A 17,739-nucleotide genomic window follows, 5' to 3' on the forward strand; every position below is an offset into this window, starting at 1 on the left:
CGGGAGGGTTACCTATGATGAATCGCATGATAAACAGAGCATGGAAAGTGACGGCTGTCAGCGTACTTGCAGCCAGCTTGGCTGCCTGCGGCGGCAATGCCAAACAGCCTGCAGCTGGCGGCGACAAGACCCAGACACCGGCTCCGGCCGCATCGAACTATCCGGAGAAGGCCATCACGATGGTTGCCCCTTCAGGAGCGGGCGGCGGCTGGGACATGACGGCCCGCACGGTCACCAAGGTGCTCTCCGAGACCAAAGCGGTCGGCAAGCCGATGTCCGTAGAGAACAAGCCGGGCGGCGGCGGCGCGGTATTCATGGCCGAATACGCGACCAAGGATGTCAAAGACGACTATAAGCTGTTCGTGAGCTCCCCGCCGATTCTCATCAACCATATCAAGAAAGAAGGCAACTCGCCTTACGGCTACACGGATACGACGCCGCTGGCCCAGCTCACCAAAGATTACGGTGCGATTGCGGTAGCCGCGAATTCCAAATACAACGACTTGAAGTCGCTGCTCGACGACATGAAAGCCGACCCGACCAAACTGACGGTAGCCGGCGGTTCCGCACCGGGCTCCATGGACCACATTGTGGCAATCCTACCGGCGTTCAAGTACGGCATCGATCCGAAGAAGGTGAAGTACGTCTCCTATGACGGCGGCGGCGAGGCGGTCACGGCGCTTCTCGGCGGCAATGCCGACGTGCTCGGCACGGACGCATCTTCTCTCGACCAATACGTGAAGGCCGGCAAGATCAAGATTCTGGCGATCGCCGCCCCGGAGCGCCTGGAGAACATGAAGGATATCCCGACGATGAAAGAACAGGGCGTGGATGCGGAGTTCCTGATCTGGCGCGGGGTCTTCGGAGCGAAGAACATGAGCGCGGACGCGAAGAAATACTGGGAGGATACCTTGACCAAGATGGTGGAGTCCGAGCAGTGGAAGAAGGAAGTCGCGGCGAACAACTGGCAGACCGAGTACAAGAAATCCGATGACTTCAAGAGCTTCCTGGCCACCCAGGAAACGCAGCTCAAAGATATTTTGACGGCGCTCGGCATGCAGAAGTAAGCCGGATGATGGGATGCGGGGGAGAAGGGGAGAGTTTCTCTTCTCCCCGATTGTTTAGGACAGGGAGTGTGCGCAGACATGAATAAAACATTCGACCGTTACGCCGGCATCGTGCTCCTTGCGGTAGGGGCCGCGTTCGTGGTCGGGAGCCGGACGATCTCGACCAGCGCCTACGGCAGCAATGTGGGCGCGAATATTTTTCCCATGGTGCTCGGCGGCTTGCTGGCCCTGATGAGCATCCGTCTCATCTACGAAACGTTCCGCTATCCGCAGCGGGGCGGCAGCAAGGAGCGGCTGGATTACAGGCGGTTCGGGATTATCTTCACCGCCGCTGTGCTCTACGCCTTTTTTCTGGAGGATATCGGCTTCGTCATCGGCACGTTCCTGTTCCTGATGATCGGATTCCAGACCATGGAGCGGGGCCGGCTGTGGGTATCGCTGCTGATCTCGGGGGCGTTCTCGCTCGGCGTCTATTATCTGTATGTCGATGTGCTGGAAGGATCGCTTCCCGGTTTCCCAGCTTGGTTAGGCTTATCGTAGGGAGGAAGTTCTAATGAGCACGATTGAATATCTCGGCCATGGGCTGGCCACGGCCATGCAGTGGCATAATCTTCTCTTCGTCTTCTTCGGCGTCCTGATCGGAACGGTCGTAGGCGTACTGCCCGGCATCGGCCCGATGAGCGGCGTGGCGCTGCTCATACCGATCACGGCGTCGCTCACATCGGGTCTCGGTCCGGAGGAAGCGGCGACTTCCTCCATCATTCTGCTCGCCGGCGTCTATTACGGGGCGATGTACGGAGGATCCACGACCTCGATCCTGCTCAATACCCCGGGCGAATCTTCCTCGGTGGTCACGACGCTGGATGGCTACCAGATGGCAAAGCAGGGAAGAGCGGGCGCGGCGCTGTCTATCGCGGCCATCGGTTCGTTCGCGGCGGGGATCGTCGCTCTGATCGGCCTGATCTTCCTGGCGAATCCCCTGTCGGCGATCGCCATCAAGTTCGGCCCGGCGGAATATTTCTCCCTGATGGTGCTCGGGCTTCTGGCGATCAGCGGACTGGCGGGCAAGTCGATGACGAAGGCGCTCATGATGACCGCCCTGGGCCTGCTCCTGGCGACCGTGGGGATCGATAATGTATCGGGCGTCGCCCGCTTTACCTTCGACGTGCCTGAGCTGTATCAGGGCTTCGAGTTCCTCACCGTAGCCGTAGGGCTCTTCGCGGTAGGGGAAGTGTTCAAGACGATCCTCCACCGCGAAGGCAACGAAGGGGAGATCGCCAAGATCAGCGGGATCCTGCCGACGAAGCAGGATCTGAAGGACAGCGCGGCGCCGATCGCCCGGGGCTCTATTCTTGGATTCGCGGTCGGGCTTCTGCCGGGGGCCGGCGCCATTCTCGCCTCTTTCTTCGCGTATATTATGGAGAAGAAGCTCAGCAAGAACCCGTCTAAGTTCGGCAAGGGCGCCATCGAAGGCGTCGCCGCCCCGGAGTCGGCCAACAATGCCGCCGCGGGCAGCGCGATGATCCCGCTGCTGACCCTCGGGATCCCGTCGTCCGGGACGACGGCGATCATGATGGGCGCCTTCATCATGTACAACGTGCAGCCGGGTCCGCTCCTGTTCCAGGACCACCCGCAGCTGGCCTGGGGCGTCATCGCCTCCATGTTCGTAGGCAACCTTATGCTCATCATCCTCAACATGCCGATGGTGAAGGTGTTCGCCAAGGTCATCGAAACGCCGACGAAGTATCTGATTCCGCTCATCATCGTGTTCTCGGTCTTCGGGGTGTATGCGGTCCAGTATTCGATCTTCGATCTCATGCTCGTCATGGTCTGCGGCCTGCTCGGGTATTATCTCTCGAAGAACGATTTTCCGCTGGCACCGCTGGTGCTAGGACTGATCCTCGGTCCGATGATGGAGAACAACATGCGGCGTGCGCTTACGATCTCGAACGGCGATTTCATGATTTTCCTCCAGAAGCCGATCTCGCTCGTCTTCCTGATCATCGGTCTCCTGTGGATCGCGATCCCGCTGGTCTTGAAGCTCAGGGGCAAGAATGTGATCGTGAACGAAGAAGGATGACGCTGGTCGTCCGGAAAGCGGCATGAGAAGGTGGCATGAGAAGGTGGCATGAGAAGGAAGCATAAGAAGATAGCATAAGAAGCAAGAGCGGCCCATAAGAGTGAATAGATGAGAAGGGAGGGATGGCAGGTGGGCGGAATCGAACCGAGGGCGATCGTGGAGATCAACCAGACGGCCAGCCAGTTTACATCCAGCATCGTCATTCGGGTGGAGAACCGGAGTATCGATGCCAAGAGTATTCTGGGGCTCAGCTTCACCTTGTTCGGCAACCAGAACTACAAGCTGGAAGTGTACGGCCCAGACGAGGAGGAAGCAAAGAAGGCCATGGCCGCCGTCTTCGAGAAGCACGGACTGCAGCTCGATGTGCTGTAAGAAGAGTTGCAGAAGCAGCGCAGAGCAGCAGACGCAGAAGGTACTAAGGTGAATCTATGGATTATGGAAGGCTGTCCGGGGAGTGCGGGAATGTACTCCTTGGCCGGCCTTTTTGCTATGCGCGGCTTGCAGGTGGGGACGGTCCACTGACACTTCCGCGATGACCCGTACCGCCGTCTGACCTGAGCGCGAACTCAGCGGGGGACCGCCGTCTTGACCCCGCAGCCCGAGTCGTGCTACATTTTGTATATTACCAAGTAAAAAGGTTGGATATTATCGTTGGTGTCGGCCGGGCGGCTTCGCGGGGCCCGGAACAGAGAGGAGAAGACGATGGGTATCGTTACCGAATGGATCAAGTACGGAGACCGGGAGCAGTGGCAGGGGTATGCCGCGCGGCCGGCGGTATCTCAGGGGCTGCCTGCGGTCATTGTCATCCAGGAGATCTGGGGCGTGGACGAACATATCCAGGAGGTGACGCGACGCTTGGCGCAGGCCGGCTATGCCGCTTTTGCCCCGGATCTCTTCACGGCGGATGGAGGGAAGCCGGAGGCGCTGTCCTTCGAACGCGTGGAGGCGGCCAAGCAGTTCCTCAATACGGTCCCGCCAAACGTATGGCGCAGCCCGGAAGAGCGGCAGTCGGCGCTATCGAAGCTGCCGGAGGATGAGCAGGAGAAGCTCACCGCATCGCTCGAGCTCATCTTCAGCGCGGGCACGCGGATACCGCAGTTCACCGAGCAGGTAGCAGCGGCCGCGGACTTCCTGCGGGAGGCTTATCCGCCGACGAAGGGGCAGGGCGTCGCCTCGGTAGGCTTCTGCCTCGGCGGGCTGCTGTCGGGGACGCTGGCCGCCCGAGATCCGCAGCTGCGCGGAGCGGTCATCTTCTACGGCAATCCGCCGCAGAAGGAGCTCATCCCCTCCATCGGCGCTCCGCTGCTCGGCTTCTACGGGGAGCTCGATCCGCGCATCACGGAGGCCGTGTCGGCTTTCGCGGAAGAGCTCGAGCGGGAGGGCAAGCCGTTCGAGTATCACATCTATCCCCAGGCTCCGCATGCGTTCTTCAATGATACCCGTCCGACTTACCATGTCGATTCCGCCCGGGACGCCTTCGCCAGAACGCTCACGTTCTTGGGCGACGTACTGCGCTGAAGGTAAGATAAGGGATGCTAAGATGCTGTAAGTCCTCTTTCTCCTGGGATACCGGAGGACGAGCCCCTGCCGGGCAACTTGGCAGAGGGCTCTTTTTGTGTCCGCTGAGTCTCTCTCGTTTCAAAAAGGCCTCCCAGGCTTTAATTACTAGATAAAGTGCTGCATGCAGTCTGGCCTGGCACATACGAATAGAGGAGGCGGAGGTCATGGGGAGCATCAAAGTAGGAATTATCGGAACGGGATTCTCGGCCCAGGCTCATGTGGATATGCTTCGCAGGCTGCCGGGGATCGAGGTAGTTGCCGTGGCGGGCACCGACAGCAGCAAAGCGCTGGAATTCGCGGAGCGTCTGGTCGTCACGAAGGCTTATGAGCGGGCGGAGGATCTCATCCGCGATCCGGATATCGATGTCGTGCATAATTGTACGCCGAACGATATGCATTACCCGCTGAACCGGAGCATCCTGGAAGAGGGCAAGCATCTGCTCTCGGAGAAGCCGCTTGCGCTGAACAGCGAGGAGTCCGGCGTTCTCTGCCGGCTGGAGCAGGAGCGTAATCTGGTGGCTGGCGTCTGCTTCAACTACCGCCATTATCCGCTGATCTCCGAGGCGCGCAAGTGGATGGCGGAGCAGAAGTACGGCCGTCCGCACATGGTGGTCGGCGAATATCTTCAGGATTGGCTGCTCTTCGATACCGATATGAACTGGAGGCTGGATCCGGAGCGCGGGGGCGCCTCCCGGGCGGTGGCCGACATCGGGTCCCACTGGTGCGACCTCGTGCAGTTCGTGCTTGGCAGCCCGATTACCGAAGTGTTCGCCGATCTCAAAACAATCCATCCCGTGCGCACGGACACGGAATTCAAGGAAGTCGAGGTGCTCACCGAGGACTTCGGCTCGGTGCTCGTGCACTTCGAGAACGGTACGCAAGGTATGTTCGCGGTGTCCCAGGTGAGCGCTGGGCGCAAGAACAAGCTGCGCTTCGAGATCAGCGCCAAGTCGGCCTCGCTGGCCTGGAACCAGGAGAAGCCCAACGAGCTGTGGATCGGCCGCAGGGACGAGCCGAACCAGAACTTGATGAAGGACCCGAACCTGCTGTCCGCGCGGGCGGCTTCCTTCTCGCATTACCCGGGCGGCCACCAGGAGGGCTGGCCGGATGCCCTGCGCAATCTCTTCCATGACTTCTATGAAGCCGTACGGGAGAAAAAGGACGGTCTGCCGAAGCGCCGCAACCATCTCTTCGCGACGCTCTCCGACGGCCACCGCAGCATGAAGCTCATCGAAGCGATTCTGCAGAGCCACCGCGAGAGGCGGTGGGTCGAAGTTCTCGTGTGAGGGACGCCTGTCGCATGCCTGCCCTGCAGCCATACCCCGCACGCCAAAAAGCAGCCAGAGGTACCGCCGATATTCCGGTGGTGCCGCCTAGGCTGCTTTTTGGCGTGAAGGCGAAGGGGAGCTGGCCGTGGCTCCCAAGGGTGCTGTACGACGCCCCGGTGAAAGCAGTCCCCGGTCCTTCGGACTCCTCGGGCGTTCGAACGGCATCGGTGCGGACTACAGGTTTAGAGCCGGGTCAGCTGCTTGCGGTCCTCCATCTGGGGCGGCTCTTCCATCCAGTTGTTCTTGATCATCAGCCTGCCGCCTTCCACGGCAAAGCTGAAGATATCCTTGGCGAGGGAAGACATCCGGGCGGGCAGGTCGCTGCGCAGGCTGAAGGCACTCCCGAGGGCATTGCTGCCGAGGCCGAAGTTCGACAGCAGTGAAGTGTTGTACATCATAAGCTTATCGGAGAACGGCGAGACGGTGGATTCCGTCGCTTTGCCCGCCCATGGGGCGGGTGTCTGTACATCGCTTTTGGAGAGCACGCCGCTCAGCTCGTGTACAATTTTCCTGGCAAGGTTCTTGCCCTTGGTAAAATACATCCGGACTTCCGGCTCGGCCGCGCTCTGCGCGAAGCCCGTCATGAGCTGCATGCCGCAGATATTCGTCTCGATCGCCTGGTACAGATGACCTACTTCTATCGTGTTCAGCGCCCGTTTCTCGCCGAAGGGGTTGATGCCCCTCATATAGCTGCGGTCCCGGACAAACTCCACCTCCCGGGGCATGCTGACATCGGGCGGGTGAACCAGTGTGCCCTGTTCGAGCAGATACTCTGTGGTCCGGTCATAGATTTCCTGGGACTCCATAGTCAGCCGCCGGAACAGCTGACGGATGTCGGAACGGTAGGACATGCTGTTATAGAGAGCGTACAATCCCGTGAATACTTTGGACATCATGCGCAGGTACATGACCTCGAACACCGGGTCGAACAGGCGCGGCGTCGCCTGCATGACGTCCTGGTCTGTGAAGCCCTGGGGGATCACCGCACCGGCCTCCTGGAATATGCCCTTGATGAGTGCTGCCGTTTCTGCGGCTTTGTTCTTTTCATATTTCATGATTTCGGCCGGATCGCCCTCCTCCGCGTGTTCGAGGAAGTGGGAATATACCTGCACCATCATCGTCTTGGTCTGATACGTCATCCACAAGGTGCCCAGCTCGGTGGACGAGAGCGGACTATGTTTGGCTGTCTGCATGGGGGAGCCTCCTCTCCTGAGCGAATGGAAAGTCCAGATTGGGTGTAGTGTAACCCGTGGAAGATCTTCTCATACGAATAGCGGAGGCCCCGGCAGCTGAGCGTGTGTTCGCAGTCTGTGGATAAGAAGCAAGCGAAAGGAAAAAAATATAAGAAATTCGGCCGCGTGACGTATCGGTAAGACAAAGCCAACAAGCGGGGGACCTATGACCAAAGAACAGATCATTCTTATTCTCGTGGATTCCATTACGCTGGCCGCGCTGCTCCTCTTGATTCCCAAGAGAAGAGCGAGGGAAGCGACTACCGTATATACTTTCAAACAATCGATTACTTGGGTGCTGGGTCTGCTCATTGTGGAGTACCATCTCATTGAGTATCCGGTACGGGAGTTCGCGGTGGCGAATTCCACCAGCTTCTCCTTCGAGTTCTTCATTTATCCGGCGATCTGCGTTATTTATAACCTCCGGTTTCCCATAAAGCGGAAACGGTGGGTACGGGCGGGATGGATACTGGGCTTCCCTACGGGAATGACCTTGGTGGAAGTGGTGATCGAGAAGTATACGGAATTGATCGAGTACACCCACTGGACTTGGTATTGGAGTTGGATTACACTTACGGCTACGTTCTTTCTATCGAGATCGTTTTATTTGTGGTTCTACGGGAAGCGTGGAGCCGAGGGGAGTTCTTCCACGCAAGGCGCCGAGGAATAAAGGCAGGGGTGTGTACGGTTCTGCGAGTACCTCTTGATTTGCAATTCAGCCCAAAAAGGCGGGGGGGCTGCCCCGCCTTACTTCGTACCGTTATTCGTTGAGCAGCTTCGCCTTCTCCGCCCCGCGGAAGAAGAGGCTGAGCACGATCGCTACGACGGTAGCCAGCGCCATCCCCTTGAGAGTCAAGGCCTTCCAAGTGAAGGAGGCTCCGCTGATCCCGATGACGAGCACGACCGTCGTCAGGATGAGATTGACCGGCTTGCTGTAATCGACTCTTCCGTCGACAAGGATCCGGATCCCCGAGGCGGCGATGACTCCGAAAAGCAGGAGAGAGACGCCGCCCATCACCGAGGACGGGATGGTAGAGATCAGGGCCGCCAGCTTCCCCGAGAAGGAGAGCAGGATCGAGAAGACGGCTGCGCCGCCGATGACGTAAGTCGAGTACACCCGGGTGATCGCCATGACGCCAATGTTCTCTCCGTAGGTGGTATTCGGCGTGGAGCCGGCGAAACCCGAGAGGATCGTGGAGACGCCGTTGCCGATCAGCGAGCGGTGCAGCCCGGGGTCCTGCGAGAGCTTGCGGCCGACGATGTTCTCCGTCACGACGAGATGGCCGATGTGCTCGGCGATGACGACGAGCGCGGCCGGAGCGATGACGGCGATCGCCGTCCAGCTGAACTGCGGCGCGTAGAAGTCGGGCAGCGCGAACCAAGGGGCTGAAGCGACCTTGCTCCAGTCAACCAGACCGTAGAGGGCTGCGATGAGATAGCCGGCCGTGACCCCGAAGAGGATCGGAATGATCTTCATGAAGCCGCGGAACATGACCGTCCCGAGAATGGTGATGAGCAGCGTAGCCGCCGAGACGCCCACCGTCCGGGTGTCGGGAGACCAGTCTGCCGCCACGACCGCAGCCGGCTTGATGAATCCGGCCATCTCGGCCGCGGTAGGCACGAGCTCCAGCCCGATGACCGCGACGATCGCGCCCATGGCGGCCGGAGGGAAGACGACGTCGATCCAGCCGCTGCCGACGACCTTCACGAGCAGGCCGACGAGCAGGAAGATCACCCCGGCCACGATGAAGCCGCCGAGCGCATGGGCATACGACTGCGCGGTGAGCACGACGAACACCGGCGAGAGGAAGGCGAAGCTTGATCCCAGGTAGGCCGGTATGCGCCCCCGGCAGATCAGCAGATAGAGCAGCGTGCCGATCCCGTTCATGAGCAGGATCGTCGCAGGGTTCACGTGGAACAGCACCGGGACGAGCACGTTCGCCCCGAACATCGCGAATAGATGCTGGAGGGAGAGCGGGATGCTCTTCGACAGCGGCGGTCTTTCTTCAATTTGAATGGCTTGCTGGGACATGTGTAGGATCACCTGACTTTACGATAGTGTAAGAGAAGCGATTGAATCCTACTGATTGTACAATTGTTGCGGATGCGGGACAAGGGTGAATTTGGGGGAGGCCATTTTGGATTTTAAGGTGATGAGGTGTAATGATTTCAGATCTATTCATTGCTATCTTAGGTCCTATTGTATTGATTACTATATTCATAATCATAACCAGGCGTTGGATTAACAGAAATAGTCAGATGAAGTGGTGTACAATAATCGCCCTTGAATCGGAGAAGTGGAGAATGGCTTCGGGTCAGAACATGACTTCGGATTTTGTTACCGTTACTACGGAAGCAGGGGCAGTAGAGCGATATCAAGTTATATTTTTTTGGCAGACTTCAAGAATAAAGCAAGGACAGCAGGGTGTATTGCATTATATTGGCAATTATATGGTTGATTTCAAAAAGGAGGGAAGCGCTGGTTTTTAAGCATACATTCGGCAATTCTTTACGCAATGTTCACCCAAGCAAAGTTCCGGAATTAATTGCAGATACAAAACGATCAGGTATGGTTGGAATTGCATAACTCCAATTCACAAAGGATACACTTTAGTTGATAAATTACAAATGGTAGGAGGATCACCATGCCGGGTACACATGTAATCGGGTTGTCAGCAACCGAAATAGCTGCTCTATGGTCGACATACATAAGCGATAGTATTTCTGTCCAGTTCTCTACATATTTTCTTAGCATAATAGAAGATGAAGAGGTCAAGCCCCTTATCGAACATTCTCTGTCTATATCCCAAACGCATTTGAAAACCATCCAGCACATTTTTGAAAAGGAAAAGTTCCCCGTTCCGCAAGGATTCTCGGGAGCCGACCTCAATACAGCCGTTCGTCCCTTGTTTTTTGACCTATTTCCTCTCAGTTATGTGTATGCCATGAGTCGGCTTAGTTTAGCAAAACATGCAATGAACATGGCCAACGTCGCCCGCCAAGATGTGCGGGAATTCTTCTCGCAGACTTTACAATCTACAACCGATCTGTATAGCAGATCCGTGGATATCATGCTATCCAAAGGTCTCTATGACCGCCCCCCACTAATCCCTTATCCCGATCACGTTTCCTTTGTCGATAGAAAAGAAAACATTCTGTCCCGGTGGTTTGGACCGCATCGATCTTTGAATGTCCTGGAGATGTCCGAGATGTTTTTCAACATCGAGCGTAATTATTTCGGGCTGATCATGCTGACAGCATTCCTTCAAGTAGTTAAGGATGAGAAAATAAAGAGCCTTTTACTACGGGGAAAAGAGATGTCACGGAAGCAAATCAAGTTCATCAATGATAAGCTCACAAAAGATGACCTTCTTGGGACGATCATGGTGAATACGGAGGTCACTGCTTCAAAGGAATCCCCATTCTCCGATAAAATGATCCTTAACCTAGTCAACATGCTCAATTCGACTGCACTCACCTATATGGGCAGTGCCTTATCTATGACTACGCGCCTCGATTTGGCTGCTGAGTACACCAAACTGATACCCGAGATTATGCAGTATGGAAAGGACTTAACGGACCTGTTAATTGAACGTGAATGGCTAGAGGAACCCCCTCATGCACCTAATCGAAGGGAATTGGCTAATATATAGGAATTTGTTGGAAAACGAAGCGGCAGCCATGGGAACAGACCCGATAGGCTGCCGCTGTTTTATTGGTGCTGCCACCGGAAACAAAACCACAAGGATGCAGACCACCAAACGAGCATCGCCAGGTGCTGAACGCCATGCTGTGGCTGGTGCGGACAGGTGCAGCATGGCGTGATTTACCTGGATACTACGGTTCCTGGTGACCGTCTACAGCCGGTTCCGCCGCTGGAAAGTCGTCGGGCATTTGGGATCGGATTTTAGAGCATATTTCCATTGAACCTGACTTTGAAAGTGTCATGATTGCCGCTACCATTGTCCCGGGGCCATAGCATGGAACGGATGCAATGGGGGTTAAGCAAGCTATTGAGCGATCTCGGGGCGGATTGACTACCAATATCCACGCGGTTTTCGACGCCCCGATGATAACAAAAAAAGGGTGTTTTTTGTCAATACATGAATTTTTGGGCGTTAAACCTTACAGTCTTAAGGTTTTGTTGGATACTTGTGGTGCGAAAATTGAGTAAATTATTTCTAGAAAAATCGCAAGCGGCAAATATATAGGAAGAAAAGGAAGTTTAAAAGGAACAGGCAAATTTATAACGTTTCAATTTTATGTAACCGCTTTAAAATTTTGATTGAGGAGTCATTGATATCTGATGTCGATGCATTCATTCAATCCCGCTATTTCCCTTTTGACTAGGTTTATAGTCCTAGGTACTATGTAGTATATACTCAACGAGCAAGCGATAATGAGACAGGGGAATAGGAACTCTTACCTGATTTGCAAGCCGGTAAATATGTATGAAGAAATGCAAATGTAGAAGGGAAGTATTCTTTATATGATGTTCAGAAAGTCAATCAGTTTGATGTTAATTCCTTGCGTTTTGTTGCTACAGACTTTGACCATTATCCCTACGAGTGCTTCCGTTGCAGAAGCTGCTTCTTCAGTTATCAGTGATGTAGGTGAAGCAACAAATCTATTTAGCGCGGGTAACGGGTTTAGTGTGATAGCGGCTCAGGACGGTTCTGTGAAATCATGGGGAACCAATGCATCTGGGCAATTAGGCCTGGGTGATACCATGCCTCGTACAGAGCCAACAACCATTCCTTCCTTATCGGCTGCTAATGTAACTCAGATTGCTGCCAACCTTTCTTCTCATGTCCTGCTTCTCCAGAAGGATGGTACGGTACTGGCTTGGGGGAACAATGACGCAGGCCAATTGGGATTAGGTGATACGGCGAACAGGCTCACGCCAATACTTATTCCTAATCTTACAGATGTAATTCAGGTAGCGGTAGGAACCGGATTCAGCATGGCCTTATTGAAGGACGGTACGGTAAAAGCATGGGGTACCAATACATACGGCCAGTTGGGATTGAGCGACACTGTCAACCGTTCCGTTCCTACAATAATTACTGGATTGAATAATATCATTCAAGTGGCAGCAGGGGGAAGTCACTCGCTGGCGCTCTTGAAAGATGGGACAGTAAAGTCCTGGGGCAGAAATAACTATGGTCAGCTAGGCATGAAGAATAGCAATACGGATCTGTCCAAACCATCAACTATTGAAGAATTAACAGGCGTAAAGTTTATTGCCGCCGGGTCTAATCATTCTCTTGCCTTAAAAACCGACAGTACTGTGTCAGCATGGGGATATAACATTACGTATACTTGTTGTGGTAATACAAGCACGAAGTATCATGTTACTTATCCCTATCCTAAATTAAGTGCCGTCAAACAAATTGCAGCAGGAGATACTACGTCATTAGCATTAATGTTAGATGGTACCGTGCAATCATTCGGAGGTAATTCGCCTGTTGCAATTGCTGGCATATCAGATGTAAGCAGTATTGTTATGGGCAGTTTGCATTCGTTTGCTGTTTTTAAGGATGGCTCTATCAAGGGCTGGGGCAACAACACAAATTATGAATTAGGCACAAGTGATAATACTGCTCGGCCAAATCCGACGATTACTGCTCGTAATTTGTTCATCTACGGATCTTTTGCTATGGATTATCTCAATACTTCTAACAATATCATTTCAACGGGTACTAATCATTCTCTAATGATGTCGCCTGATGGGGCTTTGGTCAGTGCGTGGGGACTCAATAGTTCGGGAGAATTGGGACTGGGCGATAATGTTAACCGTTCTATTCCTACCATTGTTCCAGGATTAAGTGGGGCACAGCAGGTTTACGCCAAAGGGAGTCACACACTAGCTGTGATGAAGGATGGCACCGTACGAGCTTGGGGACTTAATAGTTCCGGGCAATTGGGACTAAAGGATCTGGTAGCCAGGAACGTTCCAACAGAAATACCTGATCTTACCAATGTGAAGGAAGTTGGAGGAGGTACAACCTTTTCGCTGGCTTTGTTACATGATGGTACAGTCAAGGCATGGGGGAATAACGGGTCTGGACAGTTAGGGCTGGGTGATACGACCAATCGAAATATCCCGACACTCATACCGGGACTCACAGGTGTAAGCTCTATTATTGCAGGTGACAACCATGTGATTGCGTTGCTTACCGACGGTTCTGTTAAAGTTTGGGGACTCAATAGTTCAGGACAGTTAGGCTTAAATGATACGACGATTAGGAAAGCACCTACGACTCTAACTAATATAAAGGGTGGAATTAGTAAAGCGGCCGCTGCTTCGAATTCCTCATTTTTATTAATGAACGATGAAACCGTCTATGCTTGGGGTTCCAACTCAAATGGAGAATTAGGTTTGGGTAATACCATTATCAAAACTGTACCAACGCTCGTTAGCGGTTTGACACAGGTGAGCGATATCTCTGCAGGAGGGTTTAGTGTATTCGCCATCTTAACCAACGGGACAGTCAAAGGTTGGGGAAACAATGCTTTAGGACAACTAGGCTTGGGTGATACCATTACACGCACGAGTCCTGTAATGACAGACCTAAACAATATAGAGAAAATTTATGCAGGCACGTCCACTATGTTCGCCAAATTAAAGGACGGTAGGATTCGTGGTTGGGGAAATAATAACTATTCCAATCTTGGAAATAATTCTACGGCTTCGAGTTCTCAACCTATCTTTCTCCCATTTCTATCTCCTTCTTATATTACGGGAGCGACGATAGTGCCTACTTTGGTTGCCAAGGGCGCTCCTCTGAACAGTTCAGTACTTGTAAAATACTTTGTAGACTCAGAGAAAACGCCAAGGCAAACCATAACACAAATGATTAATCAAGTACGACAAACCATAGGTTTTGCCCCATTAGATTTATCAAAGTTCTCTAATGGTTCTCACACAATAAGATACGAAATAAGTAGCGGAGTGTATCGATCTACCGAATATGGAGCATTCTTGTTAAATGCCCCCCCTCAAGTGAACAACACATCGGTCTTAACTACTGATACAGAAGTAAAATTCACGAATATTCAAAGTGTTGAAAGGGATCCCAACGAGCTCACTTCTTCAAATCAATATACAGTGGGTGATAACGCCAGCGGATGGATACAATCTTTAAAATCAGTTAATTCGACAATTACAACAGCATCCGGTTTGGCCAACATTGCGCGTCTCTCAAATGGGTGGTTTGTAACTTCCCTATATAGTTCAACTAATAAAATCGTATTTAATATTTCTAAAGATAGTGGGGCAACTTGGGTCCAATTAACTTCACTAAATGGGACTGGCTATACCTCAAATGCTTATATTACAAGTAAGGGTACGAAAGTGATAGGGGTTATTGCTACAAATTCTGGCGCGAGTTTAGACAGTTTCACCTTTGATGCATTGGAACAAACTGATGCTGATATTGTAATTTCGCCAAATGCTATCGATACAAATCAAACGAATATATCAAACATAAAAATTGTTACGGATAACTCTGGGATATTCCATGTAGTTTGGACTGCTGGATCAAGTAGCTCTTTACTACGCTATAGTAAGAGTGATGATGGAGCGCTTTGGCTTCCAGTCACCCAAGTTGCTGCAGGTTCTAGTAGTTATTCTCCTGCAATTGCTACTACGTCAAGCGGTGTACCAATTATTACTGTAAAAGTAGCCACTACCAATTCAAACCCAACATATTACAGCATGTTAAGTTATGTTATGGGGCCAGCTGGTTGGACAGCTGCTAGTACTATTGTTCCTTCTAGTACCTCCTTCTTTTATTTTTCAGATATTGTAATTGATGAAGATAACGTAATTCATGTGGTATGGTCTGCTACAGATAGCGTGGACACTTCCGCTTACAATATTCGCTACAGCAAATCTACTGATGGTCTCAAATGGGAGACTCCTACTAAATTAACGAGCGGGAATACTTCAAGCTATGGCAGTCCCGTAATCTCTTCAGATCGCAGTGGAAATCTCAGTGTATGGTTTAATCTTGGGAACAATATGAAGCAGCTTATCAGGACTAAAGACGGTTGGGGCCAAATCAAGAATCTGACTAGTGTGACCAATACTTCTTCAGCTCAATATTCAAAGGTGGAGAATAATAATAGGGATTTTCTTATCCTTTATCGTGATTCATCAAATAGTCAGCTTAAGCTACTGGGAACTGTAAATTCCTCTGATGAGGATTATACGGTATCGAGTCTAACACCCAATACCAAATATCCAATTAAGTTCGAAAGTAAGGACGGCAATGGCCAAACAGCCAGTTGGGAGAAAGAAGTCTATACGAAGGCCCAAAAGCCTGTTGTTAGTGCAGAGCAGATCACAGAAACCACCGCGAACATTGTGGTGCAGGATAACAATCCGGAAGGAACCCAGTATCAGTTCATGTCTGGAGGGTTATATATTTCGTCCGACAGTACTCTAGGTACTTCTCCAGATTGGATTACGCTGCAAAGTAAGTCAATGAAAGTAAGCGGTCTAACATCAGGAGCTAGTTATGCGTTCCAAGTCAAAGCAAGGAACGATATCGGCGAAGAGACTGAGAGTGTCTTGACAGGAAGCTTCACGACGCTGACTACGAAGCTAAGCATTCCGGCTGGAATTCGCACCAGTGCGACTGAAAATCAAATTGCTTTGAGCTGGGAGCCTGTACAGGGGGCTACAGCTTATCAAGTCCAGATCGATGAGCAGACGGATTCCATTCAAGTCGATTCCGCCGTACTGAGCTATGTCCATGCTAACTTGTCTGCCAGTGAGAATCATTCGTATAGGGTAAGAGCAGTTCGGAATGACCAAGTTAGCGAGTGGAGCGACAAGGTAGATGGACAAACTTTGGAGACGTTCGTGAGCACTTCACCGGAACTCATCGTCACCGCATCGAGTACGGCGACACTTGTAGCCTGGGCACCCGTTGCAGATGCCTTGGCCTATGAGTTGGAAGTGAATGGAGAAGTGAAAAGACTAGGAGTAGTCACCTCCTACGAGCACAACAAGCTGATCCCGGGGACCAGACACACCTACCGGATCAGAAGTATTACCGCTAGCGGTACCAGCAGCTGGGGGCCTGTGAAGGATATTCTCACCTCGATGACGGCTCCCGACTTCAACACGGCCATAAGGACGTCTACGACCAATTCCAAGATTACGCTCTCCTGGGATACCGTATTGGATGCTCAAGGCTATGAGGTGGAATCGGACGGAACGGTTACCGACAATGGGGCCAGTACGTTCGTTGAGGTAAGCGGGCTCGAGCCGACGTCCACGCATACCTTCCGGGTGCGGTCAACGAATGCCGCGGGAGCAAGCGGATGGAGCGGCTTACTCACTATAAGCACCAACCTCTTGGATACGCCAGTCAACCTCGTGAGCGAGGAAGATGTAAATTCGGTCAAAGTGGATTGGGATGCTGTTACCGATGCTTCGGGTTATGAAATTATGATTGATGAAGAATTGTTGGATGCAGGTAACCATACTACGTACACCAAGTCGGGGTTAACTCCCGAAACTATGCACACCTTCAAGATTAGAGCGAAGAACCAGAAAGGGTTCAGCGGATGGAGCGAGCCGCTGTCCGTATCCACCCTGCCTGTAAAACCTGGTATGCCTACTAAGGTAGATGCGATTGCAGGAAAAGATATTGTAACCATTACCTGGGATGCTGTTGGAGATGCGGACGCCTACGAAGTAGAGCTGGATGGGCTGGTGGTCGTGGAGAGCTACGAGGGTACTCAATATACCGATATTCTGCTGGACCCTGTATCTACTCATACCTACCGTGTCCGGGCTAAGAATGTAGCTATTGAGGGCGATTGGAGTCCTGTTATCACGGTGACGACTCTGCCGGGTACACCGGAATGGCCCAAAGGCATCCATATTACTTCGTCGGGTAGTGTGGTTAATGTTGCCTGGGCGGCTGAGCCTGGCGCGACAGGTTACAACATTGAAGTCGACGGTACTTCGATTGACGTAGGAACGAAGACGCAATATCAGCACCGCAGATTGATTCCGGGCAAGGAATACCAGTATCGTCTTCAGACACGCAACAAAATCGGAATCAGCGACTGGAGCGGCTTGATTAAAAATAACACGATATCTGCCCGCTTATCGAAAGGAAAGACGGTCGATCTAGGGCTGACCGCAGCAGATGTGGTTGATTTTAGCCAGTATCTCTTGACGGTTACCTATGATCCGAACGCTGTGGATGTTGTGGATCTATCCAGACTAACGGCACAGAAGGAACTCACGACCGGGAAAATTGAAGGTACGGATATCCGTATTGTTGAATTTACGCCGGGCAAGATTACCTTCGTCTCCGATAAAGCAGTGACGGTTGGCGAATCGTGGACCGGTGTCATTAACAGCATTCAATTCAAAGCCAAAGTTTCTGGCGGATCCCCGATTACTTATACCGTGATTACCAAAAAAGAGGAAGTCAACTAAGGAG

12 protein-coding genes and 1 pseudogene are annotated in these 17,739 nt (G+C 52.5%); 11 read left to right on the top strand and 2 right to left on the bottom strand.

The window, feature by feature from the left end; all coding sequences use genetic code 11:
- The first annotated feature begins 14 nt into the window (after nucleotides 1–14).
- From O9H32_RS03790 to O9H32_RS03815, 6 genes are all read left to right on the top strand, one after another.
- Nucleotides 15–1,067: a Bug family tripartite tricarboxylate transporter substrate binding protein gene (locus tag O9H32_RS03790; protein WP_269864488.1), complete on the top strand. Its 1,053-nt coding sequence runs from the start codon at nucleotides 15–17 to the stop codon at nucleotides 1,065–1,067.
- 78 nt (nucleotides 1,068–1,145) lie between these two features.
- Complete coding sequence (locus tag O9H32_RS03795; protein ID WP_269864489.1) at nucleotides 1,146–1,607, top strand: tripartite tricarboxylate transporter TctB family protein; 462 nt, start codon at nucleotides 1,146–1,148, stop codon at nucleotides 1,605–1,607.
- A gap of 13 nt (nucleotides 1,608–1,620) precedes the next feature.
- Nucleotides 1,621–3,147, top strand: a complete 1,527-nt coding sequence (locus O9H32_RS03800; RefSeq protein ID WP_269864490.1) for a tripartite tricarboxylate transporter permease — start codon at nucleotides 1,621–1,623, stop codon at nucleotides 3,145–3,147.
- Nucleotides 3,148–3,276: 129 nt separating this feature from the next.
- Nucleotides 3,277–3,519: an HPr family phosphocarrier protein gene (locus O9H32_RS03805; protein WP_269864492.1), complete on the top strand. Its 243-nt coding sequence runs from the start codon at nucleotides 3,277–3,279 to the stop codon at nucleotides 3,517–3,519.
- Nucleotides 3,520–3,849: 330 nt separating this feature from the next.
- A complete protein-coding gene (locus tag O9H32_RS03810) occupies nucleotides 3,850–4,665 on the top strand; it encodes a dienelactone hydrolase family protein (RefSeq protein WP_269864494.1) in 816 nt (271 codons plus the stop codon).
- Nucleotides 4,666–4,871: 206 nt separating this feature from the next.
- Complete coding sequence (locus O9H32_RS03815; protein ID WP_269864496.1) at nucleotides 4,872–5,993, top strand: Gfo/Idh/MocA family protein; 1,122 nt, start codon at nucleotides 4,872–4,874, stop codon at nucleotides 5,991–5,993.
- Between the two features lie 224 nt (nucleotides 5,994–6,217).
- Here O9H32_RS03815 and O9H32_RS03820 read toward each other — a convergent pair whose 3' ends face one another.
- Nucleotides 6,218–7,228 carry a DUF3231 family protein gene (locus O9H32_RS03820; RefSeq protein WP_269864497.1) on the bottom strand — a complete coding sequence of 337 codons (1,011 nt, stop codon included), beginning with the start codon at nucleotides 7,226–7,228 and terminating at the stop codon, nucleotides 6,218–6,220.
- Between the two features lie 205 nt (nucleotides 7,229–7,433).
- Here O9H32_RS03820 and O9H32_RS03825 point away from each other — a divergent pair, with 205 nt between their 5' ends.
- The gene (locus O9H32_RS03825) at nucleotides 7,434–7,937 is read left to right on the top strand and encodes a CBO0543 family protein (RefSeq protein WP_269864498.1); all 504 of its coding nucleotides are present in this window, start codon (nucleotides 7,434–7,436) and stop codon (nucleotides 7,935–7,937) included.
- Between the two features lie 90 nt (nucleotides 7,938–8,027).
- On the opposite strand, the gene uraA is transcribed toward O9H32_RS03825, so the two are convergent.
- The gene (gene uraA / locus O9H32_RS03830) at nucleotides 8,028–9,299 is read right to left on the bottom strand and encodes a uracil permease (protein ID WP_269864500.1); all 1,272 of its coding nucleotides are present in this window, start codon (nucleotides 9,297–9,299) and stop codon (nucleotides 8,028–8,030) included.
- Between the two features lie 272 nt (nucleotides 9,300–9,571).
- Between uraA and O9H32_RS03835 the strand changes: the two genes are divergently transcribed.
- From O9H32_RS03835 to O9H32_RS03845, 4 genes and pseudogenes are all read left to right on the top strand, one after another.
- Nucleotides 9,572–9,757: a hypothetical protein gene (locus O9H32_RS03835; RefSeq protein ID WP_269864501.1), complete on the top strand. Its 186-nt coding sequence runs from the start codon at nucleotides 9,572–9,574 to the stop codon at nucleotides 9,755–9,757.
- Nucleotides 9,758–9,912: 155 nt separating this feature from the next.
- Nucleotides 9,913–10,920, top strand: a complete 1,008-nt coding sequence (locus tag O9H32_RS03840; protein WP_269864503.1) for a DUF3231 family protein — start codon at nucleotides 9,913–9,915, stop codon at nucleotides 10,918–10,920.
- A gap of 110 nt (nucleotides 10,921–11,030) precedes the next feature.
- Nucleotides 11,031–11,163 (top strand): annotated as a pseudogene (locus O9H32_RS32855) (transposase); the annotation flags it as partial.
- A 593-nt stretch (nucleotides 11,164–11,756) separates the two neighbouring features.
- Nucleotides 11,757–17,735: an RCC1 domain-containing protein gene (locus O9H32_RS03845; protein ID WP_269864504.1), complete on the top strand. Its 5,979-nt coding sequence runs from the start codon at nucleotides 11,757–11,759 to the stop codon at nucleotides 17,733–17,735.
- Nucleotides 17,736–17,739 lie beyond the last annotated feature (4 nt).

The organism is Paenibacillus caseinilyticus, from assembly GCF_027533645.1.
Classification (GTDB): Bacteria; Bacillota; Bacilli; order Paenibacillales; family NBRC-103111; genus Paenibacillus_G; species Paenibacillus_G caseinilyticus.